Genomic DNA, 25,641 nt, shown 5'->3' with positions numbered 1-25,641 from the left:
CTGCCCCCCGATGCCCCCGAAAAGCACCGGCCCGCCCCGGGGCAGGCGGGCGTCAGCCGATGTGCAGCCGGATCGTGCCGTCCGCCACGGCCTCGACGCGCACCCGTACGAGGCCCCGCACCAGCACGCCGGGCCCCCCACCGGCCGAGTTCTGCCCGCCGATGCCCGCGAAAAGCACCGGCCCGCCCCGGGGCAGGCGGGCGTCAGCCGATGTGCAGCCGGATCGTGCCGTCCGCCACGGCCTCGACACACACCCGCGCCAGGCCCCGCACCAGCACGCCGGGCCCCCCACCGGCCGAGTTCTGCCCCCCGATGCCCGCGAAAAGCACCGGCCCGCCCCGGGGGACGCGGGCGTCAGCCGATGTGCAGCCGGATCGTGCCGTCCGCCACGGCCTCGACGCGCACCTGTGTGAGGTCCCGCACCAGCACGTCGGGGCCGTGGGCGCCGGCCCGCGGGCCGACCCCCACGACGCGCATCCCCGCGGAGCGCCCCGCCGCGATGCCCGCGCCGGAGTCCTCGAAGACGACGCAGTCGGCCGGGTCGATGCCCAGTTCGGCGGCGCCCTTGAGGAAGCCCTCGGGGTCGGGCTTGCTGGCGCCGACCGACTCGGCGGTGACGCGCACCGCGGGCAGCGGCAGTCCGGCGGCGTTCATACGGGCGGTGGCGAGACCGACGTCGGCGGAGGTCACCAGGGCGTGCGGCAGCCCCTCCAGGGCGGCGAGGAACGCGGTGGCGCCGGGGATCTCGATCACGCCGTCGGTGTCGGCGGTCTCCTCGGCGAGCATGCGGGCGTTGTCCGCGAGGTTCTGCTCCAGCGGGCGGTGCGGCAGCAGGACGGCCATGGAGGCGTGGCCCTGGCGGCCGTGCACGACCTTCATCACCTCGTCGCCGTCCAGCCCGTTGCGCTCGGCCCAGCGCCGCCAGATGCGCTCGACCACGGCGTCCGAGTTGACGAGGGTGCCGTCCATGTCGAGCAGGAGGGCACGGGCGGTGAGGACGGCGGGTGCGGCGGTGGCCGGCATCGGCAGCTCCAGGAACGATTCGGCCCCCGTGTCGCAGGGGCCTCGGGAGGGACAAGGCGGCCCCGCCCACCGGTCAGGGAGAGCGGGCGGGAGCCACTTTGTTCCTCTACGGTACAAAACAGCTCCATGATCCCGCCACCACCCCCGGCGAGCGTTCACCGGCCGTTCGCTCAGCCGCTGACCGCCTCCCACAGGCTCCACACGCCGAGCCCCAGCATCAGCAGCGCCGCGATCTGCGTGATCAGCCGCAGCGGCACCCGCTTCATCAGGGCCTTTCCGCCCACGATGCCGAGTCCGGCGACGGCCCACAGACCGAGCACCGCACCGAGGCCGACGGAGATCGGGTCGTCGTAGCGGGCGGCGAGGTTGGCGGTCATGATCTGGGTGAGATCGCCGAACTCGGCGACCAGGATGAGCATGAACCCGGTCCCGGCGACCTTCCAGAAGGACTGGTCGGCGGGCTTCTTGACCTCCTCCTCCGCCTCGGCCTTCTTCAGCAGGAGCACCGCGGCACCGCCGAGGAAGAGGACGCCGGTGAGGGCGTGCACGATCTGCTGCGGCAGCAGGGTGAGCACACTGCCGGCCGCGACGGCGAGCACGACGTGCAGCAGGAAGGCGGCGGCGACGCCCGCGAAGACGTACGAGGCCCGGTAGCGGGTGCCGAGGACGAGACCGGCGAGCGCGGTCTTGTCCGGCAGTTCGGCGAGGAAGATGACGCCGAAGACGAGCGCCGTCACGGTGATGCTGATCAAGATTCCTCAATCGGTCGGGGCTGCCCCACCGAGAGTGCGTTGCGTCGCGCGATGACCACCTCGGCATGGCAGCGCACACGGCGCCCATGCCGGGAGGGCACGGGCGTGCACTGCTTGCCGAAGGTCTCGCTGGCGGGCCTCGCGGGTCCGCCTCCGGGCGCCGGCTCAGGCTCGCTGAGCAGTATGTCGACGGTCCGGCGAAGAGCTACTCCCCTTCTGCGCCACCCATCGTACGGGATGTGAAGGTTCCGTCGTCAACCTTGTCGTGTCATGAACACGTCACTAGCTTCTTACCGAGCGCTCACCCGCCGGCCACGGGACGCCGCGAGCATTCCCTCGCTCGCGCTCCAACACCCCCACCCCTCAAGGGAGTTCACGCATGCCGAAGTTCTACGCGCGTCGACGGACGAGCATACTCGCCGCCCTCACCGGCCTGATAGCCTCCGTCGCCCTTTTCAACTCCCCGACCGCCTCGGCCGCCCTGCCCACGCCGGTCAGCGCCGCCACGGCCCGCGGCTACCTCGCCCAGCTCACCGTGGCCACCGAGAACCGCACCGGCTACAACCGCGACCTGTTCCCGCACTGGATCACCATCAGCGGCGCCTGCAACACCCGCGAGACGGTCCTCAAGCGGGACGGCTCGAACGTCGTCACCGACTCCTCCTGCGCCGCCACCAGCGGCAGCTGGTACTCCCCGTACGACGGCGCCACCTGGACCGCCGCCGCCGACCTCGACATCGACCACCTCGTGCCGCTGGCCGAGGCCTGGGACTCCGGTGCGGGCAAGTGGACCACCGCCCAGCGGCAGGCCTTCGCCAACGACCTGACCCGGCCGCAGCTGATCGCCGTCACCGACAACGTCAACCAGGCCAAGGGCGACCAGGACCCGGCCACCTGGATGCCGTCCCGCAGCGACTACCGCTGCACGTACGTCCGCGCCTGGGTGCAGGTGAAGTACTACTACAACCTCTCGGTCGACTCCGCCGAGAAGAGCGCGCTGACGAACTACCTGTCCGGCTGCTGAGCCCCGCTTCCGTGCCGCGGGGCCCCCGGCCGCGCGGCACGGGAGCGAGCGCCGTCCCCCCGCGTCAGGCGGCCGGACGGCGGCGCATCAGGAAGCCCGCCGCCGCGCCGGCCCCGAAGAGCGCGGCCACCGAGACGGCGGTGGACAGCCAGGTCGCGCCGAGCCACTGGGCGCCGTAGTAGCCGAGGGCCACGCTGTAGGCGGCCCAGCACAGGCCGGCCAGCGCCGACCAGGGCAGGAAGTCGCGGATCCGGCGGTGGGCGGCGCCCGCGCAGAAGGAGACGACCGAGCGTCCCGCTGGGGCGAAGCGGGCGAGGACGACCAGCGCGCCGCCGCCCCGGGCGAGGGCATCGCCGAGACGTTCCTGCGCGGTGGTCAGCCGCCGGGAGCGGGCTATGGCCCGGTCGAGGCGATCCCCGCCGCGCCAGGCCAGCCGGTAGGCCACCAGATCGCCGAGGACCGAGGCGGTGGCCGCGGACAGGATCAGGGCCAGGATGTCCGGCACATCGTGCGGGACCCGGCCCGCCGCGGCCCCTGAACCCGCCGCCGCCGCCGTGCCGGCCGTGATGACGAGCACCCCGCTCGGCAGGATGGGCAGGAACACGTCGAGCAGCACCGACGCGGCCACCACGGCATAGATCCATGGTCCGGCCGCCAGCGACCCCACGCTCTCGAACACCACGACTCCCGTCACTCCCCCGTTTGATCAGCCCTACAGCGTACGACGGGGGTGTGACAGGAGGTTCGCGGGGGTTCGTGAGGTGCTTACAGAACGTTCACGGGGCTTGGCGGGCGCTGGGGCGGGCGCTGGGGCGGGCGCTCAGGCCGTGGCCGGCTCCTGCTCGGCCGCGGGCTCGCCGGCCGTGGCGGTGCGGCGGCCGAGGAGCCGGTCCACGCCGAAGGCGCCGGAGCCGGTGAAGACCAGCAGCAGGAACGCCCAGCTGAACAGGGCCGACAGCTCGCCGCCGTTCTGGATGGGCCACAGGGCGGCCTGCTGGTGGACGTCGAAGTAGGCGTACGCCATCGAGCCGGAGGCGATCAGCGCGGCACCCCGGGTGCCGAGGCCGAGCAGCACCAGGCCGCCGGCGACCAGCTGGATGACGGCCGCGTACCAGCCGGGCCAGGTGCCGGCGTCGATCGTGCCGCCGCCGGTGCCCGCGGCGCCGCCGAGGACGCCGAACAGGGAGGCGGCGCCGTGCACCGCGAAGAGCAGGCCGATGACTATGCGGAAGAGCCCGAGGGCGTAGGGCTGAGCGGAATCGAGACGTGCGGACATGAGGGATCGCTCCTCTTCGGTGACGGTCGGACCGGCCGGGGACGAAAGAGGCCGGTCATGGGGGGAGGCGGTACCGAACGGAGCCCCAGGTTAGGGGAACCTAATCAATGCTTGCAAGTTCAACATCTAGCGGTGACGGCGCCCGCCCGCACGGCTCGGCGGCGGTCCCCGCCACCCGCAGCACGGCCCGCGCCACCGCGTCGGCGTCCGACAGCGTGACCGAGTCCACCCCCGGCCTGGCGCCGGCGGCGGTCACCCAGTGCACGCCCTCCGTCGGCACACCGAACGCGAACCGCCGTGCGTGTGCCGCACCGTGACGGTCCATCAGCCGGTACGGCCGCCGGGTCACATCCACTCCCCCGGTCTCGTAGCCGTCCACGGTGTGCGGCCGGCACGCCCCCTCCGCGAGCAGCCCGGCGAGCAACTCGTCGGCCGTGCGCCGCAGATCGGGCTCCGGGAGCCGGGCCTCTATGAGGGTCGTCACACGCACGTCCGAACCCGGCACCTCCGGCGAGCGGGCCACCCAGGCACCGTCCTCGGCCCGCACCTCAAGACCCGGGCCGAGCACCTCCACCGCGCCCGCCGCCACCAGCGCCGCCAGCTCCTCGATGCGGCGCCGGGGCGGGCCGATGGACAGGAACGCGTTGAGCGGGGTGTACCAGCGGTCCAGGTGCGTGCGGCGGGAGGCACCGCTCAGCCCGCCGTGGTCGACCACCAGCCGTATCTCGTTGCGCAGATCGCGCAGCACGTCCAGCGCCGCCTTGAGCGGGCCGCGCACGTTGCCCAGCGCGGCCTGCGCGGCGTCCTCGCGCAGATGCGCCAGCAGCCAGGCCCGCCACTGGCCGGGCCCGGCGAACTTCCGCTCCCCGTGCGGCCGGGCGATCCGCCGCCAGGACCAGCGGTCGGCGGCGGCGACCCCGAACTCGTCCAGGACCAGGGCCTCCCGGGGGTCGCCGTGCGGTACGTCGAGGAAGCGCTCGGCGAACTCCGGCCGCCCGGTCAGGGCGCCGTAGTAGACCGTCTCGACCTCCTTCGCCACCAGCGGCCATATCTCCGCGAGGAAGTCGGGTGCCTCGCCGGAGTCGGCGCGCTTGCGGAAACCCGCGATCGCCTCCGGGGTGAGGACCAGCGGGGTGTGCCGGCCGTACGGGCCCTTGGCGTTGTCGCCGCGCGCCTGGTACGGCACTCCGCGCCGGGATCCCGCGTACAGGCGCGGCTCGCGGCCGGAGGGCAGATAGCGCAGGCCGCCGTCGGGCCGGCGGGTGAAGCGTCCGCCCCGGCCCGTGGTCAGCAGGGCGAGATGGTCGAAGAAGTTGAGGCCGAGACCGCGCAGCAGCGCCGGTGCGCCGGGCCGGAGGGCCGAGAGGTCGACGTCGGCCGGGTTGGCGGGCGGGATGTGGCACAGGCCGTGCCGGGCGGCGTACGCGGCGGTGCGGAGCTGTTCCTCGTCCGGGGCGGCGGGCAGATGCCCCTGGGCCAGCACCACGGCGGCCAGGCCGGACAGCTCCCGGCCGTCGTCCAGGGTGACCCGCTGGCGGCCGTCGGGCTGGTCGGCCAGGCGTACGGCGCGGGCCCGGTGGGTCTCGACGCGCACCGCGGCGGGGGCCGTGCGGACGGTCCGGGCGAACACCCACTCCAGATAGCGGCCGTAGTGGGCGCGGGTCGGGTAGTCGTCCGGGCCCAGCTCGCCGTCCGCCCACGCGTGCAGGCTGGGGCCCGGCCGGATGGGGCCCGCGCAGTCCACGCTGGCGTCGGTGAAGAGGGTCACCTGGCTCGCCACGGTGTTCATCAGCAGCTCGGCCGGCTGTTCGGTCCGCCAGACCCGGCCGGCGCCGGGCGGCGCCGGGTCGATCACATGGACGGTCAGCCGGGCCCCGGGGGGCAGCAGCTCCGGTGCGGAGGCGCAGAGGCGTTCCAGCACGCTGGTTCCGCGCGGACCGGCCCCGACCAGGGCGACCGAGACCGTGGGGGATTCCTGGGTCGGTGCAGACAACGGCGTGGCTCCCGGGCATCGAGGACGGGTGACGACCGCCGGTCAAGCGGACGGCGCGGTTCATCATGCCCTGTACAGACCAACGGCCCTGGGTGCAGCCCGAGTTATCCGTCATGCCGGATTAAGGTCGGTGGTACGGAAATCGCCGGACTACGAGAACACTTCAGGGGCCACCCTGGTCGGCTACGCGGGCAGCCCCCGGGGGGCCGCCATCCGCCCCCGCCCCCGGGCACGCCCCCGCGAATGCGGGTGGGCTCCCGGCCGCCGTCAAGTTCCTGCCCCTGGGCTCCCGCGAACGCGGGCGGGCCCCGCCGCCCGGCCTCCGCTTCAGAGCACCGCCCCGCGAGCGCGGGCAGGCCCGGGGCCCGCCCGGCCCCCACTCCAGGACACCGCCCGCAAACGCGGGCACGCCCGAGCGCCGCCGCCCCGCCGCCTCCAGGGCGCCCCGCGACCACCGGCACGCCCACCGGTCGCCGCGCGGCCACCGGCCCCGGGCGCCCGCGGGCGCGGGGAAGTCTTCGAACGCCGCCGTCCGGGCCCGCTCCAGGGCGCCCCGGGAGCGCGGGCCGGGCTGGGGTCAGTCCGCGTGGCGTGCGGACTGACCGCGTACCTCCAGGCCCCCGAGCAGTTCCGCCGTGGCCTCGGCCACCGCGGCCACCGCGCGGTCGAAGACCTCGCGGTTGTGGGCCGCCGGGGCCCGGAAGCCCGAGACCTTCCGTACGTACTGCAACGCGGCCGCGTGGATGTCCTCGTCCGTGGCCTCTTCGGGCAGCACGGGCGGGCGCAGCGTCTTGATGCTCCGGCACATGCGCCCAGTCTCGCGCACCGCGCGGGCGCCTGCGAAGATCTGCGCGAAGGCGGCCACCGACATCCGGGGCCGACCTCGGAAGGAGCAGTTTTCATGACGAACCCGCTCACCATCGCCCTCCTCGGCCCGGGCGGCACCGGCGGCCTGCTCGCCGCCCTGCTGTCCCGCTCCGGCCACCGCGTGATCTGCCTGGCCGGCGAGAGCACGGCCGACACCCTGCGGCGCGGCGGCATCACGGTCCGCAGCGCGCAGTTCGGCGACTTCACCGCCGCCGTGGAGGCGGACACCGAGCTGCGCGAGCCGGTGGACGCCTGCCTGGTCACCGTGAAGCACACCGCGCTCGACGCCGCCCTCACCCGGGTCCCGCCCGCCGCCCTCGGCGACGCCCTGGCCGTACCGCTCCTGAACGGCGTCGAACACCCCGCGGCCCTGCGCGCCCGGTACCGCCCCGACCGGGTCGCCCCGGGCGTGATCCGCGTCGAGTCCACCCGCGTCGCCCCGGGCGTGATCGAGCACGGCAGCCCGTTCACCGAGATCGACCTGAGCGGGGACGCCGTACCCCGGGACCGCCTCGACGCGCTGGCCGCCGTGCTCACGGAGTCCGGCGTGAGCACCCGGGTCGCCGGTGACGAGACGGCCGCCCTGTGGGCCAAGATGGCGTTCCTGGCCCCGTTCGCCCTGCTCACCACCCGGTACGGCGTCCCGCTCGGCGAGGCCCGCAGCGGGCACCGGGACGAGCTGGAGGCGCTGGTCGCCGAGACCACGGCGGTCAGCCGCGCCTGCGGCGCCCCCGCCGACCCGGCCCGGGCCCTGGCCCGCTACGACGCCTTCCCGCCCGGCGCCAAGTCCTCCATGCAGCGCGACGCCGAGGCGGGCCGCACGCTCGAGCTCGACGCCATCGGCGGCGCAATGCTGCGCGCGGCCGAGCGGCACGGCGTACCGGTACCGGTGACGGCACGGCTGGTGGCACAGCTGCGGGCGGCCGGGCACTGAGAGGCGGCCACTCGTTCGACTGAATCCCGCCCTCCGCCCCTGATCGGCCTCGCTCCGGGAAATCGAACAGGCGTAGCATTGCCGTGTGGCTACGACCTATGAATTCCCCAGTGACCTCCTCGCCGGCCAGGAGGAGCTGCATCAGGTCAGGGCCGAGCTGTCGGCCCTGCTCAAACGCCTGCCCTGGTCGGTGGAACCGATGGACGGCTTCTGCGACGACCAGGGCTGGCGCAAGGCGGAGCGGCCCGCCTCCCCCGGCTGGACGGAGGACGAGCAGGCCGAGGTGGAGAAGCTGCGGCGGCGCGAGCACGAGCTGGCGGTCTTCGTCAGCACGCATCGCTTCTGGAGCGAGGTCGCGGCGGCGGACCGGATGGAGGCCCGCAGCCGGCTGAAGCACTCCCACGAGGAGGCACCGGAGCCGGAGTGAGGCACGAGAGGGCCCCTCGGAGACTTCTCCGAGGGGCCGGACCGGTGGGCGCGGACGGTTTCGAACCGCCGACATCCTGCTTGTAAGGCAGGCGCTCTACCCCTGAGCTACGCACCCGGGCAGGTCGACAGCCTACATTGCCCCGGGGGCCTCGCGGCAAACCGGAAACGAGCCGGGGACACGGCGGGGGCGGGGCGGGGACAAGGGGGTTTTCCCCACTTCCGTTCCTGGAGTCCGCCGGATCGTCCGGGCGGACCCCGGGTCCTAGGGTCGGCCGGGACCGATACACCGGCCGCCCGTGGGGCGGGCCGGCCCAGGGGGAGAGTCGTATGTTCCGTCCTGTTTCCTTCCGTACCGCCGGCCTGGCCGTGCTCGCCGGGGCGCTCGTCGCCGGCGCCACCGCCTGCACCGCCTCCGCCGGTGACGACCCGCACCCCGACCACCGCTCCTTCGCCCTGCACGGCCGCACCCTCACCGTCGACTCCGACGACTCCGCGCTGGAGATCGTCGCCACGGACGCGCGGAAGGCCGGCACCGTCGACGTGACCCGCTGGTTCGACGGGTCCGTGGTCGGCGGCAGCGAACCGAAGGTCAGCTGGTCCATGGCCGACGACCGGCTGGAGCTGCGGGTGCACTGCGACGGGGTGTTCGCCGACTGCTCGGCCCGGCACCGGATCGAGGTGCCGCGCGGGGTCGCCGTCAAGGTGGCCAGCGACGACGGCAGCGTGCGCGTCCGGGGATTCCGGGACGCGGTCGGCGTCGACGCCGGCGACGGCGCCGTACGCGTCACCGACTCCAGCGGACCGCTCGACCTGCACGCCGACGACGGCTCGGTGCGCGCGGAGGTCTCCTCGCGCCGGGTGCGGGCCTCCACCGCCGACGGCTCCCTCGACCTCGAACTCTCCGGCCCGCCGGACCTGGTGGACGCCCGCAGCGACGACGGCTCGGTGACCGTCACGCTGCCCGGCGGCAGGTACCGGGTGTCGGCGGGGACCGACGACGGATCGGTGTCGGTGTCCGTGCCCCGCGACGACACCAGCCCGCACCGGGTGTCGGCGCACTCCGCCGACGGGAAAGTCACGGTGCGCAGCGCGAACTGACCGGCCCGTGTCTTCGTCTACAACGGGTGGGAGAATGGCACCACCCAGCGCGGACCACAGCACGGGAGAGGGATGTGACGGCGACACCGGGCACGCCAGCGAACCAGCCGTACCCGCCGCCGTCCGCCGCCCGGGCCCGGCGCCCGCGCTCGGCCCTGCGGGACACCCTCACCCTGCTCGGCCTGCCGCTGCTGGCCGCGCCGCTGCTGGCCGGCGCGTTCGCCGGCGGCGGCACCCGGCGCTGGTTCGGCGGGCGGGCGGAGAACCAGCGGGCCGAGGCGCAGGCCGCGAAGGACGCCGCCGCCGCCGCGTTCTACGAACTGGACACCGCGCAGCGGGATCTGCGGATCTCCGTCGAGACCATCTCGGCGGTGGACGACTCCCCCGCCGCCCGGCGTGCCGTCTCGGACTTCGAGGCGCTCGGGCGCCGGATCGACGAGGTCAGCCAGCGGTACATCCAGGCCGTGGACGCCCATGACCTGGACCGGGACGACCTGGAGGCCGGCCCGGCCAACCGGGCCCGCACCGAGCTGACCGCGGCCAAGGACGAACTTCTCGGGGTGCGCCAGGAGCTGGACCGGTTCGGCGACTCGCTCGGGCCGCTGCTGGGCAAGGCCGAGACCCAGCTGGCCCGGCTCGCACCCGCCGTGGAACGGGCCCGGCAGTCGCTGCTGGCCGCGAGCAACGCCCTGGACGCGGTCCGCGAGCGGCGCCTGCGGGCCGACGACCTGGCCGCGCGGCTCGCCGCCCTCTCCCCTGAGCTGACCAGGCTGAACCAGGGCGCCGGCCAGCACGGGGTGCAGGCCACGCTGGAGCGGGCCGAGCGGGTGCAGCGGGAGGCCGGCGCGATCCTGGCCGAGGCCGAGCGGCTGCCGGAGCGGGCGGCCGAGATCGATCACCGGCTGGTCTCCCTGCGGACCCGGGCACAGGCGCTGACCACCCGGGCCGAGCAGGTGGAGCCGGCGCTGAGCGAGCTGCGGCGCCGGTTCGCCGCCGCCTGCTGGCAGGACCTCCAGCAGGTGCCCGCGCTGACCGCCGAGAACGTACGGCAGGCCGAGCTGAAACTCCGGGAGGCGCAGAGCGCGCGGGACGCCCAGCGGTGGCCGGACGCCACCTCGCTGCTGTCGACCGTACGGGCGCTGCTGAACACCACCGACGACGCCGTGTCGGCCGCCGGTGAGCGGCTGACCCGGCTGAACGCGGTACAGAAGGACCCGCAGGCGGAGATCGAGCGGACCCGGTTCGCGATCCGGGACGCGCAGCGCCTCGCCATGACGGGCCGGACCACCCCGGACCCCCGGCACGCCCGGCCGCTGGACGACGCGGTGGCCCGCCTCGAACGGGCGATCGGCACGCTGGAGGGGCGCCATCCGGACTACTGGCACTTCCTTACCGAGACGGAGGGCGTGCGGCAGTCGGTGGCGCGGGTGGTGGCCCAGATCCGCGAGGAGCGCGGCACCGCACACTGACCGCGCGTGTTGCCGGGTGCCAGGGGCTGGCGGATATTGAAGGGACGGATGGCCACGCGAGCGCCCCAGGGAGGCGGACATGGCCACACACGCAGTGCGCACGAGGCATGCCGGCGGACGCCGGCGGACCCGGCTGGACGACCACCTGCCCGTGGACCACCGGCTCAACACGGTCTACCGGGTGGGCGCGGGCCTGATCGGCGCGTTCCTGGTCGCCTTCGGCATCCTCGGCCTGATCGACCACATCGGCTTCTTCAACACCGGCGGCGCAACGGCGGCCGGGCTGAACACCAACGGCGCACTCAGTGTGCTGTCGATCGTCATCGGCGCGGTGCTGCTGGCCGGCATGGTGATCGGCGGGAACTTCGCATCGACCCTGAACATGGTCCTAGGCGTGCTGTTCCTGCTGAACGGCTTCCTGTTCCTGGGCCTGCTGGACACCGGGAACAACTTCCTGGCGTTCAAGATCCAGAACGTGTTCTTCAGCTTCATCGTGGGCCTGCTGCTGATGACCTTCGGCATGTACGGCCGGGTCGGCTCGGCGCTGCCGCACGACAACCCGTACTGGCGGGCCCGCCACCCGGAGCCCGCACCGCACGAGCAGCCGATGCTGCGGGCGGAGGGGCAGGAGCGGCAGGGCCCGCCACCGGATCAGGTGCGGTAGGCGTAGAACGCGGCGCCCGAGTACGACGCGACGAGGCTCGCCACCGACCGGTTGTAGGTGTTGGTCGAGTGGTAGCTGACGTACGGCACGCCCCGGTTGTCACGGTAGGTGACGATCATCGAGTGGTCCTTGGACCCGTCCCGGTTGAAGTCCATCTGCAGCACGTCGCCGAGGTCCATCTGGTAGACGTTGGCGAGACTGGTGACGCGCTTCGAGGAGAGGGCGAACCAGGAGAACTCGTTGACACCGACGAACGAGTCCGACTGGATCTCGGAGTTGCCGAACCACTTGTGGAAGTCCGTGGTGTAGCCCGGCACGTGCTTCCAGCCGCCCGCCTTGAGGGACTGGCTGACGAAGTTGGTGCAGTCGCCGCCGGCCCCCTGCCCGTTGAAGTCCGGGTAGTCGGCGTTGTACTTGTTCCAGTACTTGGCGGCGTAGGCCACCATGGCCTTGTAGTCGTAGGTGCCGCCGGTGAGCTTCTTCGGGTTGGCCGGGGCGGGCCAGGTGGTGGCCGAGCGGGCCGCGCTCGGCGGGCCGTCGTCGGCCGTCGTCCTCACCTTGGCGACCTCGGGCTTGGCGACCTGGTTCACCGCGAGGTAGCCGTCGTCGGTGTCGCGGATGCCGGTGAGCTGCCAGTCGCCGTGCCGGTCGGCCTTGAAGGTCAGCTCGTGGTGGGCCTGGAAACCGGTCGACTTCGGGGTCTTGCCGGTGGCCTTGTCGTAGGTCAGCGAGGTGGTCTCGGTGACGGCGACCTTGGCGTTGCGGCCCTTCACCTGGGTGGCGTCGAGCGTCACCTTGGTGCTGCCCGCCCGGTACGTCTCGCCGAGCCGGGCGAGCCTGCCGCGCCGGTCGCGCAGCGCGTCGAGCGCCGACTTCTCCTCGCGGGTCTGCCCGCCGGACAGGCGCACCGAACCGGAGAAACCGGAGGCGTGCCGGGTGTCCGTCTTGCCGGCACCCGCGACCAGGGCCTGGGTGCGGTCGGTGAAGACCGCATCGGCCAGCCGCTGGAACGTCGCCTTGGTGGCCGCGTCCACGGTCGGGTCGTCGGTGACCGCCGCGCCCGCGCTCCAGTTGGGCACCAGGGCCACACCGGCGACCACCGAGGCGGCCGCCGCGGTGACTATGGCGGTACGGCTCCGCTTACGACTCAGTCTTCTTGATTTCAATGATGTTCCCCTCTACGCCGGTACACCTACCGGGAGAGGGGCATCTTCGCATGACTTCTGTGGCAGTTGTGAAGGGGGTTGCACAAGCGGAACCTCCCCCACGCGCGGGTCACTTGACGACGGCCGACCAGTCCGGCGACTGGGCCGGGTCGAGGCTGCGCAGCGCGGCCAGGGTCTGCGGCTTCTGCACGTCGAGCCAGTCGGCCAGCTCCTTGAAGGACACGCACTTCACGCCCTTCTTGGTGCACACGTTCTTGACCACCTGGTCGATGGACTTCATGTAGATGCCACCGTTCCAGTCCTCGAAGTGGTTGCCGATGAACAGCGGCGCCCGGCTGCCGTAGTAGACCCGGTTGAAGCCCTTCATGTACGAGTCGACGGTCATCTGCTCCCACTCGGGGAACTTGGCGGAGTCGCCCTGGGTCTCACCGTCGGACTGGTTGTACAGGAAGTTGAAGTCCATCGACAGGGCCTGGACGTTGTCCGTGTACGGCAGCAGCTGGAGCGGGAAGTCCCATATGCCGTTCTTCTTCTTGGGCCATATCTGGAAGTCGCCCGGGGAGCTGGCGTCGTAGCGCCAGCCGTAGCCCTTGATGGCCTTCAGCAGGTTCTTCTGGCCTTCCAGGCAGGGCGCCCGGCCGCCGGTGACCTCCTTCTTGAAGTCGAACGGCAGCGCGGGGACGTCCTTCCAGCCGGTGTTGGTCTTCCAGTGCTCCACGAAGGAGAAGAACTGGTCGATCTCGCTCTTCCACTGCTCCACGCTCCAGTCTCCGCCGCCCTTGGCGCCGCAGAAGTGGCCGTTGAAGTGGGTGCCGATCTCGTTGCCGTCCTCGTACGCCTTGCCCAGCTGGTCCAGCGTGCTGCGGATGTGGTCGTCGGTGGCGTAGTCGATCGCCGCGTCGCCCGGTGCGTGCAGGGGGCCGTGGTACTGCGCCTTCTTGCTCTTGGGCAGCAGGTAGATGCCGGTGAGGAAGAAGGTCATATGGGCGTCGTACTGCTTGGCCATGTCCCGGTAGTGGGAGAACAGCTCGTCGCTGCCCTGGAGCGCGCCGTCCCAGGAGAAGACCACGAACTGGGGCGGCTTCTCGCCGGGCTTGAGCGGCACCGGCTTCAACTGCCCCTTCTGCGGTCCGGTGTAGGAGGTGGAGCCGTCGCCGAGGATCTTGGTCTTGCCGTCCCAGGTCGGCGTCGGGGTGGGCTTCGGGGCCGCCTTGGGCCGCTTGCCCGCCGCGGCGGCCGGTGTGCCGTTTCCGTCCGTGCCGGACAGCGCGAGGAACCCGGCCACCAGCGAGGCCACGACGAGGAGGGCGGCCAGGGTCAGGATCTGCGGCCGGGTGGCGCGCGGCGCACCGCGGCGGGGGGCTCGGCGGCGGCCTGACGACGACGACATCTTGCGAGGCATGCGCGGCTCATTCTCGGAGGGGGAGGGTGGACGGGTCACGGCTCAGCCGATCCCCGTCGCGGCCGACCAGAGGGCATACGGAACGCTGTGGGCGGAGCCCGCCAGGCCCTTGAGCGGCAGCGGCTCCAGGGACTTGGTCAGGTCGATCCGGTAGACGACGACCGCGGTGGACACGGAGTCGGCCGTGCCGACGTACCAGGCGGCGGCGTCCTTGTCGGCGGTGCCGGCCTTCCCGGACACCCCGGAGGTGCCGGCCGCCTCGGGGTGCGCGGCGCGGAAGGAGTCGGTGAGCGCCGCCGTGACGTCCTCGGCCACCTCGCTGCCGACCGCCCGCTTCGCGTGCGGAAGGGCCAGGGCGATCGGGGAGCCGTTGCGGGTGATCCGGCGCACCGAGTACGGCTCGGTGTGGTTGCCTTCCGCGGCGAAGGTGGCGTAGCCGCTGGCCATCCGGATCGCGCTGGGCGTGGAGTTGCCCAGCGCGAGGGCGGGCACCTGGGGGCCCATGCTGGAGGACAGCAGTCCCGACGCCTCGGCGGTCTGGCGCACCTTCTCCAGGCCGGTGTCCATGCCGAGCTGCATGAACGGCGTGTTCACCGACTTCGCGAGCGCCTCGCGCAGGGAGATCGGCCCGTACGACGTGCCGCCGTCGTTGTGCGCGGAGACCTTCTTCCCGCTGCGGTCCCAGTACGGTCCCTCGGGCGTGGTGACGGGCACGCCGTCGTCGCCGTCGTAGACGCTGTCCGGGGTGACGGGGGTGGCGGGTCCGCTGCGTGTCTTGTGCACGCCGTGTTCGAGGCCGGCGGCGTAGACGAACGGCAGGAAGGCGGTGCCGGCCGGGACCGTGGTCGCGTTGGACTCGTTGAAGCCCTGCTTGCGGTGGTCCGGGCCGCCGTAGACGGCGAGGATCCGGCCGTCGGCGCCCACCGAGGCGGCGCCGTAGTGCCCGTCCTTCGCCACCTTCGGGTCGTCCTGCCTGGCCGTCTTGCGGGCCTTGGCGACGGCGTCGGTGAGGGCGCGCTCCCGCTTGCGGTCGAAGGTCGTGTAGATCTGGTAGCCGCCGAGGTCGAACTGCTTGTCGGTCAGATGGCCGGCCTTCTTGGCGTACTGCGCGGCCAGCTCCACCAGGTAGTCGCTCTGCTCACCGGTGTCGTACAGCGGGTTGGTCCTGAGCGGCTCGGGGAACTTCGTGTACCGGGCCCGCTCCTCGGGCGACAGCTTGCCGATCTTGACCATGCGGTCCAGGACCCAGGACCAGCGCTCCACGGCGCGCTTGTGGTTGGCCTTGCCGAGGGTGGGGTCGTAGAGGCCGGCGCCCTTGAGCAGGGAGGCGAGCACGGCCGCCTCGGAGGCGTTGAGCTTGCCGACGTCCTTGCCGTAGTAGGCCTGGGCGGCGCGCTGGATGCCGTAGGTGCCGCGGCCGAACCAGCTGGTGTTGAGATAGCCCTCGAGGATCTGGTCCTTGCTCATCTTGTTGTCGAGCTTGAGGGAGATCATCGCTTCGGTGAATTTGCGGCTTATCGTCTGGTTCTGCGTCAGATAAACGTTTTTCACATACTGCTGAGTAATGGTGGATCCGCCCTCGGTGTCCCCCTCGCCCACCGTGCGGAACAGGGCCCGGGTGATGCCTTTGACGGATATGCCCGGATCCGAGTAGAAGCTTTCGTTCTCCGCCGCGAGCACCGCCCAGCGGACGTCCTCGGGTATGTCCTTCAGCGGCATCGCCTGCCGCTGCACCCAGCCGGTGCGGGCCATCGGCGTGCCGTCGGACCAGAAGTAGACGTTGTCCTGCTGGGTCGCGTACGAGTTCAGGTTGCTCGGTATGTCCGTCATCGCGTACGCCGTGACGAGGAAGGCGGCGAGCAGACCGAACGAGGTCAGCGTGGCGCCGGTCCACTGGCGCCAGGAGGGTATCCAGCGGCGCCAGCCGGTGCGGCCCGGACGGGGATACACCGGCCTCAGGCGGCGCGCGTACGGGGCCAGCCGTCGTGCGTACGGGGCCAGCGGGCCGAACAGCCGGCCGGCCGCGCCCAGGGCGGCGGCGACGGCCGCGGGGCGCTCTCTCCCGGCCGAGCGCTCCCTCCCGGCCGAGCGCGCGCTGCGGCGCCGCTCGGCCCGGCCGCCGCCCGGAGCGGGCGGCTCCGGCGGCGGGGGCACGCGCAACTGCATGGTCTCGTCCGCCCTCAGGGCGTCGACTCTCAGATGCAGGGTCTCGTCGGCGTTCTGCGGCTTCTCGCCACGGCCACCCCCCATGGGGCCGCCCTCCCCCTGCGACGCATCGGTCACGCCTGCGTCTCCCTCCGCACTCGGTCTTGCTCGCGCGGGTGAGCTGAGCATCCTCGCAACGGCGTTCACAAATTATCAGTAACGTTTTCGAATGCCCTGCACATATGCCGGATAGAAAGCAACACTCATGAAACATTGAGCCGCCCCCGACCGGCCCCCGACAGCTAACCTGGGCATATGCCTCGCTACGAGTACCGCTGCCGGACCTGCGGCGACACGTTCGAACTCAACCGGCCGATGGCGGAGTCCGCCGCCCCCGCCGACTGCCCGGCCGGCCACGACGACACGGTGAAACTGCTCTCGACGGTCGCCGTGGGCGGCGTGTCGAGCGCCCCCTCGCCCGCGCCGCGGGCCGGCGGCGGGGGCGGCTGCTGCGGCGGGGGCTGCTGCGGCTAGCGCCTGTCCGGCAGGCCCTGGCTGCGCGCCGGGGCCGCCTGCTCCCGTGCCGCCGCCAGGAACTCGCCGAGGATCCGCTCTCCCGCCAGCACCCCCCGCTCCGGCAGCGCGCTGATCCGCGGCGCGCTCCAGCCGGCGTCGGCCAGTTCGCCGTGGCCGGGGCGCCAGCCCCGGTCGGCGGCCAGCAGCAGGTCGGCGTCGAGCAGCGAGTCCCCGGCGGCCAGCGTCAGCCCGGCGCCGGTGCGGCGGGCGACCTCCCGCACGGCGGCGCTCTTGGTGAGCGGCTTGGGGACGGCGTAGATCTTGCGGCCCTGGAGGGAGACCGTCCAGCCCCGCTTTTCCGCCCAGGCCGCCAGCTCCTCCACCCAGCCCTCGGGCAGCAGCTCGCGTTCGACGACGAGGTAGGCGAAGAGGTCCTCGGCCACCCGGTGCTTGCGCAGCCACACCGGGTCGGCGGTGCGCAGCAGATGCCCGCCGACCTCCGCCAGCGGCGCGCACTCGTCGGCGAGCCGGGCCCGCACGCGCGCGTTCCAGTCGGCGTCGCTCACCCCGTCGACCAGCAGATGGCCGCCGTTGGCGCAGATCGCGTAGGCGGGCGGCGGTCCCGGCAGGCTGATGCGCCGGTACTGCTCGCGGGTGCGGGTCGTGGCCGGCACGAAGACGGCCGTGCCGGCCAGCTCGGTCAGCAGCCGGGCCGCGGTCTCCGTCATGTAGGACAGCGGCGCCGCCTCGTACAGCTCCACGCACAGCAGCCGCGGGGCCCGCTCGTCGGGGACGGCCAGCGCGAGGGCCGCCGAGGAGTAGATCAGCGTGCGGTCGAGGTCGCTCGCCACCAGCACCGGCGTCACAGGGCCACCGCCCTGCCGTCGGCGCCCGTCGCGCCCCGGGTGTAGCGGGGGTGGATCAGACCGACGCAGGTGTAGGGCAGTTCGCCGACCTCCTCGACCGGCACCCCGCGCTGCTCGGCCAGCAGCCGCACATGGTCCAGGTCGGCGCCCGCGCCGGCCCGCGCCAGGATCTTCCAGGGGACCCTGCGCAGCAGCACCCGGGTGGTCTCGCCGACGCCGGGCTTGACCAGGTTCACATCGTGGATGCCGTACTCCTCGCTGATCCGCTCGACCGCCCGCCAGCCCGCCCAGGTCGGGGTGCGGTCGGCGGCCAGCAGCTCCTTGACCGCGCCGTCGACGGCGTCGGCGACCTCGGGGAAGCGGGCGCAGACGGCGTCGAGGAAGGCCACGGAGACATCGGCGCCGGCGAGTTCGCGGTAGAACTTGGCGCCGTGGAAGTCGTGCGGGCCGACCAGGTCGGCGCGCAGCACCGTCCGCGAGATCAGGCCGGAAACCGTCGAGTTGAGGCAGGCCGAGGGGATGAGGAAGTCCTCGCGGGTGCCGTAGGTGCGCACGCAGGAGCCGGGGTCGGCGAGCACGGCGATCTCCGGGTCGAAGCCGGTGACGCCCTCCGTCCGCTCGAACTCCTCGACGGCCTGGGCCAGTTCGCGGCTGATCGCGCCCTTGCCGGTCCAGCCGTCCACGAAGACGACGTCCCGGGGGTCGTGGTGGGCGGCGAGCCAGCGCAGCGCGTTGGCGTCGATGCCCCGGCCGCGCACGATGGACACGGCGTAGTGCGGGAGGTCGACGCCGTGCCGGAACCGCGCCCAGCGGCGCATCAGGATGCCGACCGGGGTGCCGGCGCGGGCGAGGGAGACCAGCACCGGACGCGGCGACCGCTCGGCGAGGACGGCCTCGGTCACCACGCCGACGGCCCGCGCGAGCCGGGCGGCGGACGCGTCGAGGGCCGTGCGGAACAGCTCCTGGTACCGCTCGCTCGGCTGGTACTCCACCGGCAGCGACTCGGCGTAGTGCGCGCCGCCGCCCTGGATCGCCTCCTCCCGCTCCTCGGTCGGCGCCTCGAGGGCCACGGCGGAGAGGTCCCGCAGCAGCCAGCCGACCTCCTCCGGCGCGTACGAGGAGAAAGCGGGGCCGCGGAGGGGCTCGGGCAGCATGGCCGGCCTTTCGGGAGCATGCGGGGGCGCGGGTACGTACGACGGGACGACCGCGAGCAGCACGTGCGGGACCTGCTCGGCGAGCCGGGCCAGCAGGCCGTCGGGCGCGTGCAGGGCGGGGGTGTCGGCGACGGAGTCGACCACGGCGACGACGGCGTCGAAGCCGCCGCCCGCCACGTTGTAGGCGTAGCGCTCGCCGGGGCCGTCGGCCGGGTCGTCATGGGCGGGGAAGGCCAGGCGGGTGCGGATCGCGTACCCGGGGTCGTCGACCGCGAGGACGGGCGAGCGGGTGGTGGTGGAGAAGCGGACCTCGGCCGGTGTCAGCCGCTCCAGCTCGCCGGCGAGGCGCAGCGGGGCGTACATCAGCTCCTCGGAGCCGAGGACGAGGACGCGGCGGGCGCCGGCGGGCAGCGCCTCGGCCAGGCGGTGGCCCAGGGCGGGCAGCGCGGCCTCCAGCCGGGCCCGGTGGGCGGGGGTGAAGCCGTGCCGGCCGCCGTCGGGGAGGGCGCGGGGCCAGTCGAGGCCGACGCGGACCACGGGGGCCGGGGCGACGGCCCCGCTCCCGGCGGCCGGGCCGTCGGCGGCGGGCGCGTAGCGCGCGACCAGTTCCTGCCCCTTCTCCAGGACGCCCTCCGGCAGGAGCACCGTCCCGGAGGCGGTGGCGATCACATCGATCCGCGCCCCGGTCCGCGCCGCGAACCGCTGGAGGCGTGCCGTGTCCCGCGGCGAGCGCATGTCGATCAGCGCGACCACCACATAGCGCCCTCGCGGATACCGTCCGTGCAGGTCGCGGATGGTGTTGAGGACGGTGTTGCCGGTGGAGAACTCGTCGTCGACCAGGACCAGCGGCCCGTCTCCGGCCAGCAGGGCGGGGTCTTCCGGCAGCAGCAGATGGGAGGTGGCGTGGGAGTGCGACTCCTCGAAGCCGCCCGCGGGGGTGACCCCGGCCACCGGGCGCCGCGTGGAGTGCAGGTACGGCGCCGTGCCGAGGCCGTCGGCGACCGCGTGGCCGAGACCGGTGGCGGTCTCCGCGTAGCCGAGGACCACCGCGGTGTCCGCGTCCTCGCCGAGCAGCGCGGCGACCTCCCGGCCCAGGCGGAACCCATGGCCGTAGACCACGGACGGCGACTGGGGGACGTGCTTGCCGAGGACGTTCGAGACCAGCAGGTGGGCCCGCTTGGGGTTGCGCCGCAGCGCGAGCCCGAGCAGGGCCGGCAGTCCGTCGTCGCCCACCAGCTCGACCCCGAGTCGCTCGGCGACCCAGCTGCCGGACCAGACCCCGTCGTTCACTGCGTTGTTCATGCGTTCCTTGGAGAGGTGGAGGAAGGTCAGCCGGGTATTCCGGCGGCGAGCAGTTCCACGAAGCCGACGTCCTCGTGGGCGACACCGAACGCCTCGGCGCGCAGCAGGGTGCGCGCCGCCCAGGCGCGGTGCGGCTTCACCTCGTTCATCTTGTTCGTGTAGGCCGACCGGAGTACACCCCCGCCGCCGCGTTCCGGCCGCAGGATGTCCTGGGCATCGCTGTACTCCTCGTGGCTGACCACGGAGAGCGCGTGCACGGGCAGGACGTGGGAGGGATGGATGCAGGTCTTGCCGAGCAGGCCGTTGGCCTGGTCGAGGGAGATCTCCCGGAGCAGCCCGTCCATGGCGTGTTCGATGAGCTTCTCGCGCAGCTCGACGGCCTGCACCTCCAGGAAGGGGCTCTGCCTCAGCTGCGGCTTGAACATGCGCTCGGAGACGCGGAAGTACTCCCAGACCGGGCCGGTGACGGTGTAGCCGGTGCCGTCGGCCCGGCCGAGCATGTTCACGACGTCGGCGATCACGGAGGCCACGACCTGGACGTCGTAGGCGGTCATGTCGGGGGCGCGGCGCAGGCCGTAGGAGGAGCAGAAGTCGGTCACGCCGAGGCGGAGGGCGAGCACCCGGTCGCGGTACTTGCCGACCGCGCGGGAGATGCCCTCCAGGGTGTCCACGCGCGATTCGCGGTAGAGCAGCTCGGGGGATTCCAGGACGGGCATGGCGAAGAGCCGCCGGCCGCTCGCCTTCTCGGCCGCGGTCAGGGCCTCCAGGAAGGGGATGCCGCGTTCCTCGGTGAATTTGGGCAGCACGAATCCGGACAGCAGGCGCACGGCCGGGCCGAGGCGGCGGACCAGGTCCGGGATCTGCTCCGGGGTGCGCACCCGGACGAACAGCAGGGGCGGCTCGGCTCCTGGGCGGTCGGCGAGGTCGGCCAGCTGCCGGACGAGGTTCTCCTCGCCCGCGACGACGTCCGCGTCGTCGATCGAGTCCTCCAGGCACAGCACCATCGAGACCACGCCGCCGCCGGCCTGTTTGACGATGTCGTCGGCGAGCCGCGGCCGGGTCGCCGGGCTGTACAGCGTGGCGCCCAGGGCCGTGGCGAGCAGCCGGGCCGGGGCATCGGCGGTGAACGCACACGGCTCCCGGTGGAAGAGGCGCTGCCGCGCCTCGGGGGCGATGTGCCCGAAATGACGCATAGGACTCCCTCGGAGAGCGAGCCGAACCTCTGGGTTCGGTAAAGGGTGGCCGGTAATAGTACGTATGGATCCATGTCCGGGGTTCCCGGCGGGCATGAATTTCCGGTGACCCGCCCATGTCGGCGGCATCACCGCCCTGCATTGTCGTGACCAGGACCGAGAGGGCAGGATGACCGCATGACGCACGCGATGCTGAAGGGGTCGAACGTCCCGCTGGAGGCCACCACGGTGCGCGCCGTGCTGCGCTGGACACCCGGCCAGGAGGTGCCGGACGTGGACGTGTCGGCGCTGCTGCTCGGCGCCGACGGCCGTGTGCGCTCCGACGAGGACTTCGTCTTCTACAACCAGCCCCGGCACCCCTCGGGGAAGGTGTGGCGCCTCGGCAAGAAGCGGGTCGCCGAGGGGCTGACCGACACCGTCCAGGCGGACCTCACCGGTGTGGAGCCCGGCGTCGGCCGCATCCTGCTGGTGGCCTCGGCGGACGGGGTGCCCTTCGACCAGGTGCCGGCGCTGTGCATCCAGCTGTACGACGCGGCGGACGCGGGCGGGGAGCCGCTGGCCCTCTTCGAGATCACGCCGGAGACGGGCGCGGAGACGGCGCTGATCTGCGGCGAGCTGTACCGGCGCGGGGAGGGCTGGAAGTTCCGGGCGCTGGGCGAGGGCTACTCGAACGGGCTGAAGGGCCTCGCCACGGACTTCGGCATCTCGGTGGACGAGTCGGAGGCGGCTCAGGAGGAGCGGGCGTCGTTCGCGTCGTTCGACCCGACGTCGTCCCAGCCGCTGCCGCCGGAGCAGCCGACGTCCGTGGTGCCGCAGCAGCCGCCCGCGTACGGCTATCCGCAGCCGGCGTCCGCCCAGCCGTCGTACGGGTACCCGCAGCCGGCGTCCGCGCCCGCCTACGGGTATCCGCAGCCGGTGCCCGTGCCGGTGGGGGCGGATCCGCATTTCCGGCTGCCGCCGCAGGGGCCGCAGTTCCTCGGGCGGTAGCCCCGCCGGACGGTCCGGGCGGGCCGCCCCGCGGGGTGCCTAGCGGTCCGCCTTGCTCTTGTATCCCCTGCCCCACTGCAGGCCCCAGCCGTACAGGCGGTCCAGCTCGCCCTGGAAGCCGTAGACGAACTTCACCTCGCGGCGGACGATCAGTTCGCCCTTGATGTTCTCGATCATCACCACGGCGCAGGAGCGGGCCTGGGGATGGCGTTCGTCCAGTCCTATCTCGATGCGGGGGCCGTTGCTGGGGTAGAGCGTGACGATGGCATGCGTACGGTCGAAGGCGGGGGTCTGGTCGTAGATGTAGACGAAGACCAGCATCCGCTTGATGGCATCCCGGTGGTCGAGATTGACGTACATCGTCTCGCCGGAGCCCGAGCCGAACCGGTCGTCCCCGCTGAGCTTGATGTACGGCGGTGCGTTGACGTCCCCGAGATAGCCGCCGAGCGGCTGTACGACCCCCTTGGTGCCGTCGGTCAGCTCGTACAGGCAGCCGAGGTCGAGGTCGACGTTGACCATGCTCTGCCCGTGGCCGAGCACCTCCGGCGGCTTCAGCGCCTTGAAGGGGTGCCGGAACAGGCTGGTGCGCTGGGTGCTGTCGAAGTCGGAGGTCCGCATCCGCCAGGCGAGATTGACGCGCAGATTGCCGGTGGCCGCGTCCTGCTTGGTCAGCGACACCGTCTGGTGCCGCTTGGTCAGCTCGATGGCGTTGGTGGACGCGCTGCCCGAGTCGAAGTCCGCGGCACGCCCGCCCAGCAGTCCGTCGAAGAAACCCATTCCCGCCCCCAGGTACCCGTTGTGACGCCGACGGGGCGGCCGACCGTGTCCGCCGCCCCGCTCAGAGCGTTCCTCGCCGCCGGGGGTGTCACACCCCGGAGGAGACCTCGGCCTTCTCGCCGGTGCCCTCGCCCGACGCGGCGAGCGCGCGGTTGCGGCGGACCGAGGACAGGAAGGACCAGCCGATCAGGACGACACCGATGAGACCGGTGATGACCTCGTGGATCTCGTACTGGATGGTGATCATGAGGATCACGGCGAGGGCGCCGATGGCGTAGTGGGCGCCGTGCTCCAGGTAGACGTAGTCGTCCAGGGTGCCCTGGCGGACCAGGTACACGGTCAGCGACCGCACGTACATCGCGCCGATACCGAGGCCGAGGGCCATCAGGACGATGTCGTTGGTGATGGCGAAGGCGCCGATCACACCGTCGAAGGAGAAGGACGCGTCCAGGACCTCCAGGTAGAGGAACATGAAGAACGCGGCCTGCCCGGCCAGGACGATCGCCGGGCGCTGCTTGCCGCTGCGGGCGGCCTCTTCCTCCTCCTCGTGCTCCCGCTCCTCCTCTTCCTCCAGCTTGTCCTCGAAGTATCCGGAGAGACCGCCGACGATCATGTAGGTGATCAGGCCGGCGATACCGGCGATCAGCACCGTCTGGGCCTTGTCGGCATGGCCGCCGCCGTGCTGGTGGGCGTGGGTGGCGAAGGTGAAGGACGTGATCAGCAGGACGATCAGGGCGATGCAGACCGACAGCATGTCGACCTTGCCGAGCTTGGCCAGGGGCCGCTCGATCCAGCGCAGCCACTGGATGTCCCGGTCCTCGAAGATGAAGTCGAGGAAGATCATCAGCAGGAACATGCCACCGAAGGCCGCGATCGCCGGGTGGGCGTCCGTGACCAGCTCCTGGTAGCGGTCCTTGTTGTTGAGCGCGAGGTCGACGGCCTCGACCGGGCCCATCTTGGCGCTGATCGCGACGATGACGACGGGGAAGACCAGCCGCATGCCGAAGACGGCGATGAGGACGCCGACGGTGAGGAAGATCTTCTGCCAGAAGGCACTCATCTTCTTCAGGATCCCGGCGTTGACCACCGCGTTGTCGAAGGACAGCGAGATCTCCAGGATGGCCAGGATCGCCACGACTCCGAAGGCGGTCCACCCCCCGTAGAACGCGGCAGCGACCAAGCCGAGCGCGGTGACCGCGAACGACCAGCCGAAGGTTTTGAGAAGCACTGGCTACCCCATCGTGTTAGGGGGGTACCTCCCAGACGAAGTCTGGGGGAGGGTCTCCCCCGCGCCGTACTCGGCTTTACGAAACGTTGACTCCGAAGTCTAGAGCGATGCCCCGCAGCCCCGACGCGTACCCCTGACCCACCGCACGGAACTTCCACTCCCCCTGGTACCGGTACAGCTCGCCGAAGATCATCGCGGTCTCGGTCGAGGCGTCCTCGCTGAGGTCGTAGCGCGCCAGTTCCTGGCCGTCGGCCTGGTTGACCACACGGATGAAGGCGTTGGAGACCTGGCCGAAGGTCTGGCCGCGCTCGTCCGCCATGTGGATCGAGACGGGGAAGATGATCTTCTCGCACTGCGGGGGGACCTTGGCGAGGTCCACCAGGACCGACTCGTCGTCTCCCTCGCCCTCACCGGTGAGGTTGTCACCGGTGTGCTCCACGGAGCCGTCGGGGCTCTTGAGCTGGTTGTAGAACACGAACCACTCGTCGCCCAGCACCCGGTTCCCGGCGTCGCACAGCAGGGCGCTGGCGTCCAGGTCGAAGGGGGCGCCGGTGGTGGAGCGCGCGTCCCAGCCGAGCCCGATCAAGACGTTGGTGAGGTTCGGTGCGGCCTTGGAGAGGGAGACGTTGCCTCCCTTGGCGAGTGTGACGCCCATGATGCTGGTCCTCCCCTGGTGGTGCTTCCCTGGTTGTCCTGCGCGTCCGGCGCCGCCCCTAAACGGGACGGCGCCGGACTCGAAGGCCGTGCCGCGTCAGACGTTGACGCCGAAGTCCTGCGCGATGCCGCGCAGGCCCGAGGCGTAGCCCTGGCCGATGGCGCGGAACTTCCACTCCGCGCCGTTGCGGTACAGCTCGCCGAAGACCATGGCGGTCTCGGTGGACGCGTCCTCGCTGAGGTCGTAGCGGGCGATCTCCGCCCCGCCGGCCTGGTTGGCGACGCGGATGAACGCGTTGCGGACCTGGCCGAAGGACTGCTGGCGGTTCTCCGCGTCGTAGATCGACACCGGGAAGACGATCTTCTCGACGTCGGCCGGCACGCCGGCCAGGTCCACCTTGATCTGCTCGTCGTCGCCCTCGCCCTCACCGGTGATGTTGTCGCCGGTGTGCTCGACCGAGCCGTCGGGGCTCTTGAGGTTGTTGAAGAAGACGAAGTGCTGGTCGCTGATGACCTTGCCGGCGGCGTTCAGCAGCAGCGCGCTGGCGTCGAGGTCGAAGTCCGTGCCGGTCGTCGTGCGCACGTCCCACCCCAGGCCCACGATGACGGCGGTCAGGCCCGGGGCCTCCTTCGTCAGCGATACGTTGCCGCCCTTGCTGAGGCTGACTCCCACGGGTCCTCCATGTGGTGTTCAGGGGCGGGGAGCCCCGTCGTGCTTCGGA

General features: G+C 72.2%; 25 protein-coding genes and 1 tRNA gene. 8 read left to right on the top strand and 18 right to left on the bottom strand.

The genetic code is table 11. From position 1 onward, the window contains the following. Positions 1 to 52: 52 nt before the first annotated feature. The 3 genes from ACF073_RS14060 to ACF073_RS14050 form a co-directional block, all read right to left on the bottom strand. Positions 53 to 178 carry a hypothetical protein gene (locus tag ACF073_RS14060; RefSeq protein WP_392069603.1) on the bottom strand — a complete coding sequence of 42 codons (126 nt, stop codon included), beginning with the start codon at positions 176 to 178 and terminating at the stop codon, positions 53 to 55. Between the two features lie 176 nt (positions 179 to 354). Then, positions 355 to 1,023 (bottom strand): HAD family hydrolase, encoded by a 669-nt coding sequence (locus tag ACF073_RS14055; RefSeq protein ID WP_392069601.1) that lies wholly within the window; start codon positions 1,021 to 1,023, stop codon positions 355 to 357. 170 nt (positions 1,024 to 1,193) lie between these two features. Continuing rightward, positions 1,194 to 1,775, bottom strand: a complete 582-nt coding sequence (locus tag ACF073_RS14050; protein WP_392069599.1) for a TMEM165/GDT1 family protein — start codon at positions 1,773 to 1,775, stop codon at positions 1,194 to 1,196. 379 nt (positions 1,776 to 2,154) lie between these two features. Here ACF073_RS14050 and ACF073_RS14045 point away from each other — a divergent pair, with 379 nt between their 5' ends. Beyond that, positions 2,155 to 2,799, top strand: coding sequence for an HNH endonuclease family protein (locus tag ACF073_RS14045; RefSeq protein ID WP_392069597.1), 645 nt, complete (start codon positions 2,155 to 2,157; stop codon positions 2,797 to 2,799). 64 nt (positions 2,800 to 2,863) lie between these two features. Here ACF073_RS14045 and ACF073_RS14040 read toward each other — a convergent pair whose 3' ends face one another. The 4 genes from ACF073_RS14040 to ACF073_RS14025 form a co-directional block, all read right to left on the bottom strand. Next, positions 2,864 to 3,478, bottom strand: coding sequence for a DedA family protein (locus tag ACF073_RS14040; protein ID WP_392069993.1), 615 nt, complete (start codon positions 3,476 to 3,478; stop codon positions 2,864 to 2,866). A gap of 141 nt (positions 3,479 to 3,619) precedes the next feature. Continuing rightward, positions 3,620 to 4,075, bottom strand: coding sequence for a DoxX family protein (locus ACF073_RS14035; RefSeq protein WP_392069596.1), 456 nt, complete (start codon positions 4,073 to 4,075; stop codon positions 3,620 to 3,622). A gap of 100 nt (positions 4,076 to 4,175) precedes the next feature. Beyond that, positions 4,176 to 6,068, bottom strand: coding sequence for an FAD/NAD(P)-binding protein (locus tag ACF073_RS14030; RefSeq protein WP_392069594.1), 1,893 nt, complete (start codon positions 6,066 to 6,068; stop codon positions 4,176 to 4,178). A 577-nt stretch (positions 6,069 to 6,645) separates the two neighbouring features. Further along, entirely contained in the window at positions 6,646 to 6,876 is a 231-nt protein-coding gene (locus tag ACF073_RS14025) for a DUF2277 domain-containing protein (protein WP_392069593.1), read from the bottom strand. Positions 6,877 to 6,969: 93 nt separating this feature from the next. On the opposite strand from ACF073_RS14025, the gene ACF073_RS14020 reads away from it, so the two are divergent. Both ACF073_RS14020 and ACF073_RS14015 read left to right on the top strand, forming a co-directional pair. Further along, positions 6,970 to 7,869 (top strand): ketopantoate reductase family protein, encoded by a 900-nt coding sequence (locus ACF073_RS14020; RefSeq protein ID WP_392069591.1) that lies wholly within the window; start codon positions 6,970 to 6,972, stop codon positions 7,867 to 7,869. An 85-nt stretch (positions 7,870 to 7,954) separates the two neighbouring features. Continuing rightward, the gene (locus ACF073_RS14015; RefSeq protein WP_392069590.1) at positions 7,955 to 8,296 is read left to right on the top strand and encodes a hypothetical protein; all 342 of its coding nucleotides are present in this window, start codon (positions 7,955 to 7,957) and stop codon (positions 8,294 to 8,296) included. A 45-nt stretch (positions 8,297 to 8,341) separates the two neighbouring features. Here ACF073_RS14015 and ACF073_RS14010 read toward each other — a convergent pair. Next, a tRNA-Val gene (locus ACF073_RS14010) sits at positions 8,342 to 8,413 on the bottom strand. A gap of 212 nt (positions 8,414 to 8,625) precedes the next feature. On the opposite strand from ACF073_RS14010, the gene ACF073_RS14005 reads away from it, so the two are divergent. The 3 genes from ACF073_RS14005 to ACF073_RS13995 all read left to right on the top strand — a co-directional run bounded on the left by ACF073_RS14005 (position 8,626) and on the right by ACF073_RS13995 (position 11,529). Next, positions 8,626 to 9,396: a DUF4097 family beta strand repeat-containing protein gene (locus ACF073_RS14005; RefSeq protein ID WP_392069588.1), complete on the top strand. Its 771-nt coding sequence runs from the start codon at positions 8,626 to 8,628 to the stop codon at positions 9,394 to 9,396. A 74-nt stretch (positions 9,397 to 9,470) separates the two neighbouring features. After that, on the top strand, positions 9,471 to 10,865 hold the full coding sequence (locus ACF073_RS14000) for a hypothetical protein (RefSeq protein ID WP_392069586.1): 1,395 nt from the start codon (positions 9,471 to 9,473) through the stop codon (positions 10,863 to 10,865). 79 nt (positions 10,866 to 10,944) lie between these two features. After that, positions 10,945 to 11,529, top strand: coding sequence for a DUF4383 domain-containing protein (locus tag ACF073_RS13995; protein WP_392069584.1), 585 nt, complete (start codon positions 10,945 to 10,947; stop codon positions 11,527 to 11,529). On the opposite strand, the gene ACF073_RS13990 is transcribed toward ACF073_RS13995, so the two are convergent. The 3 genes from ACF073_RS13990 to ACF073_RS13980 form a co-directional block, all read right to left on the bottom strand. Continuing rightward, a complete protein-coding gene (locus ACF073_RS13990) occupies positions 11,517 to 12,617 on the bottom strand; it encodes an amidase domain-containing protein (RefSeq protein WP_392069992.1) in 1,101 nt (366 codons plus the stop codon). The genes ACF073_RS13995 and ACF073_RS13990 overlap by 13 nt on opposite strands. Positions 12,618 to 12,804: 187 nt before the next feature. Further along, positions 12,805 to 14,097: a hypothetical protein gene (locus ACF073_RS13985; protein WP_392069583.1), complete on the bottom strand. Its 1,293-nt coding sequence runs from the start codon at positions 14,095 to 14,097 to the stop codon at positions 12,805 to 12,807. Between the two features lie 42 nt (positions 14,098 to 14,139). Beyond that, positions 14,140 to 16,347 carry a transglycosylase domain-containing protein gene (locus tag ACF073_RS13980; protein WP_392069990.1) on the bottom strand — a complete coding sequence of 736 codons (2,208 nt, stop codon included), beginning with the start codon at positions 16,345 to 16,347 and terminating at the stop codon, positions 14,140 to 14,142. Positions 16,348 to 16,557: 210 nt separating this feature from the next. Here ACF073_RS13980 and ACF073_RS13975 point away from each other — a divergent pair, with 210 nt between their 5' ends. Then, a complete protein-coding gene (locus ACF073_RS13975) occupies positions 16,558 to 16,776 on the top strand; it encodes a zinc ribbon domain-containing protein (protein ID WP_392069581.1) in 219 nt (72 codons plus the stop codon). Here ACF073_RS13975 and ACF073_RS13970 read toward each other — a convergent pair. The 3 genes from ACF073_RS13970 to ACF073_RS13960 are packed head-to-tail and all read right to left on the bottom strand — an operon-like array spanning position 16,773 to position 21,273. Then, positions 16,773 to 17,624 (bottom strand): HAD family hydrolase, encoded by an 852-nt coding sequence (locus ACF073_RS13970; protein ID WP_392069579.1) that lies wholly within the window; start codon positions 17,622 to 17,624, stop codon positions 16,773 to 16,775. The two genes, ACF073_RS13975 and ACF073_RS13970, sit on opposite strands and share 4 nt — an antisense overlap. Continuing rightward, entirely contained in the window at positions 17,621 to 20,080 is a 2,460-nt protein-coding gene (locus tag ACF073_RS13965; RefSeq protein ID WP_392069577.1) for a phosphoribosyltransferase, read from the bottom strand. Before ACF073_RS13965 ends, ACF073_RS13970 begins: the two co-directional genes overlap by 4 nt. A gap of 26 nt (positions 20,081 to 20,106) precedes the next feature. Beyond that, a complete protein-coding gene (locus ACF073_RS13960) occupies positions 20,107 to 21,273 on the bottom strand; it encodes an HpcH/HpaI aldolase/citrate lyase family protein (protein WP_392069575.1) in 1,167 nt (388 codons plus the stop codon). Positions 21,274 to 21,450: 177 nt separating this feature from the next. Here ACF073_RS13960 and ACF073_RS13955 point away from each other — a divergent pair, with 177 nt between their 5' ends. Further along, positions 21,451 to 22,260: a TerD family protein gene (locus ACF073_RS13955; RefSeq protein ID WP_392069574.1), complete on the top strand. Its 810-nt coding sequence runs from the start codon at positions 21,451 to 21,453 to the stop codon at positions 22,258 to 22,260. A 39-nt stretch (positions 22,261 to 22,299) separates the two neighbouring features. On the opposite strand, the gene ACF073_RS13950 is transcribed toward ACF073_RS13955, so the two are convergent. The 4 genes from ACF073_RS13950 to ACF073_RS13935 all read right to left on the bottom strand — a co-directional run bounded on the left by ACF073_RS13950 (position 22,300) and on the right by ACF073_RS13935 (position 25,592). After that, entirely contained in the window at positions 22,300 to 23,037 is a 738-nt protein-coding gene (locus ACF073_RS13950; RefSeq protein ID WP_392069572.1) for a Tellurium resistance, read from the bottom strand. An 88-nt stretch (positions 23,038 to 23,125) separates the two neighbouring features. Then, entirely contained in the window at positions 23,126 to 24,265 is a 1,140-nt protein-coding gene (locus ACF073_RS13945) for a DUF475 domain-containing protein (RefSeq protein WP_392069570.1), read from the bottom strand. A 76-nt stretch (positions 24,266 to 24,341) separates the two neighbouring features. Continuing rightward, complete coding sequence (locus tag ACF073_RS13940) at positions 24,342 to 24,920, bottom strand: TerD family protein (RefSeq protein WP_392069569.1); 579 nt, start codon at positions 24,918 to 24,920, stop codon at positions 24,342 to 24,344. A 96-nt stretch (positions 24,921 to 25,016) separates the two neighbouring features. Continuing rightward, positions 25,017 to 25,592, bottom strand: coding sequence for a TerD family protein (locus tag ACF073_RS13935; RefSeq protein WP_392069567.1), 576 nt, complete (start codon positions 25,590 to 25,592; stop codon positions 25,017 to 25,019). Positions 25,593 to 25,641: the final 49 nt, after the last annotated feature.

The organism is Streptomyces sp. NPDC015171 (assembly GCF_043079545.1).
Classification (GTDB): Bacteria; Actinomycetota; Actinomycetes; order Streptomycetales; family Streptomycetaceae; genus Streptomyces.
This window is presented reverse-complemented; position numbering and strand designations above follow the sequence as displayed.

Bases quoted from the DNA above. Each gene is read 5' to 3' on its own strand.
- ACF073_RS14055 (WP_392069601.1), bottom strand. From the start codon at position 1,023: ATGCCGGCCACCGCCGCACCCGCCGTCCTCACCGCCCGTGCCCTCCTG.
- ACF073_RS14045 (WP_392069597.1), top strand. From the start codon at position 2,155: ATGCCGAAGTTCTACGCGCGTCGACGGACGAGCATACTCGCCGCCCTC.
- ACF073_RS14035 (WP_392069596.1), bottom strand. From the start codon at position 4,075: ATGTCCGCACGTCTCGATTCCGCTCAGCCCTACGCCCTCGGGCTCTTC.
- ACF073_RS14025 (WP_392069593.1), bottom strand. From the start codon at position 6,876: ATGTGCCGGAGCATCAAGACGCTGCGCCCGCCCGTGCTGCCCGAAGAG.
- ACF073_RS14020 (WP_392069591.1), top strand. From the start codon at position 6,970: ATGACGAACCCGCTCACCATCGCCCTCCTCGGCCCGGGCGGCACCGGC.
- ACF073_RS14005 (WP_392069588.1), top strand. From the start codon at position 8,626: ATGTTCCGTCCTGTTTCCTTCCGTACCGCCGGCCTGGCCGTGCTCGCC.
- ACF073_RS13995 (WP_392069584.1), top strand. From the start codon at position 10,945: ATGGCCACACACGCAGTGCGCACGAGGCATGCCGGCGGACGCCGGCGG.
- ACF073_RS13985 (WP_392069583.1), bottom strand. From the start codon at position 14,097: ATGCCTCGCAAGATGTCGTCGTCGTCAGGCCGCCGCCGAGCCCCCCGC.
- ACF073_RS13980 (WP_392069990.1), bottom strand. From the start codon at position 16,347: ATGGGGGGTGGCCGTGGCGAGAAGCCGCAGAACGCCGACGAGACCCTG.
- ACF073_RS13975 (WP_392069581.1), top strand. From the start codon at position 16,558: ATGCCTCGCTACGAGTACCGCTGCCGGACCTGCGGCGACACGTTCGAA.
- ACF073_RS13965 (WP_392069577.1), bottom strand. From the start codon at position 20,080: ATGAACAACGCAGTGAACGACGGGGTCTGGTCCGGCAGCTGGGTCGCC.
- ACF073_RS13960 (WP_392069575.1), bottom strand. From the start codon at position 21,273: ATGCGTCATTTCGGGCACATCGCCCCCGAGGCGCGGCAGCGCCTCTTC.
- ACF073_RS13955 (WP_392069574.1), top strand. From the start codon at position 21,451: ATGACGCACGCGATGCTGAAGGGGTCGAACGTCCCGCTGGAGGCCACC.
- ACF073_RS13950 (WP_392069572.1), bottom strand. From the start codon at position 23,037: ATGGGTTTCTTCGACGGACTGCTGGGCGGGCGTGCCGCGGACTTCGAC.
- ACF073_RS13940 (WP_392069569.1), bottom strand. From the start codon at position 24,920: ATGGGCGTCACACTCGCCAAGGGAGGCAACGTCTCCCTCTCCAAGGCC.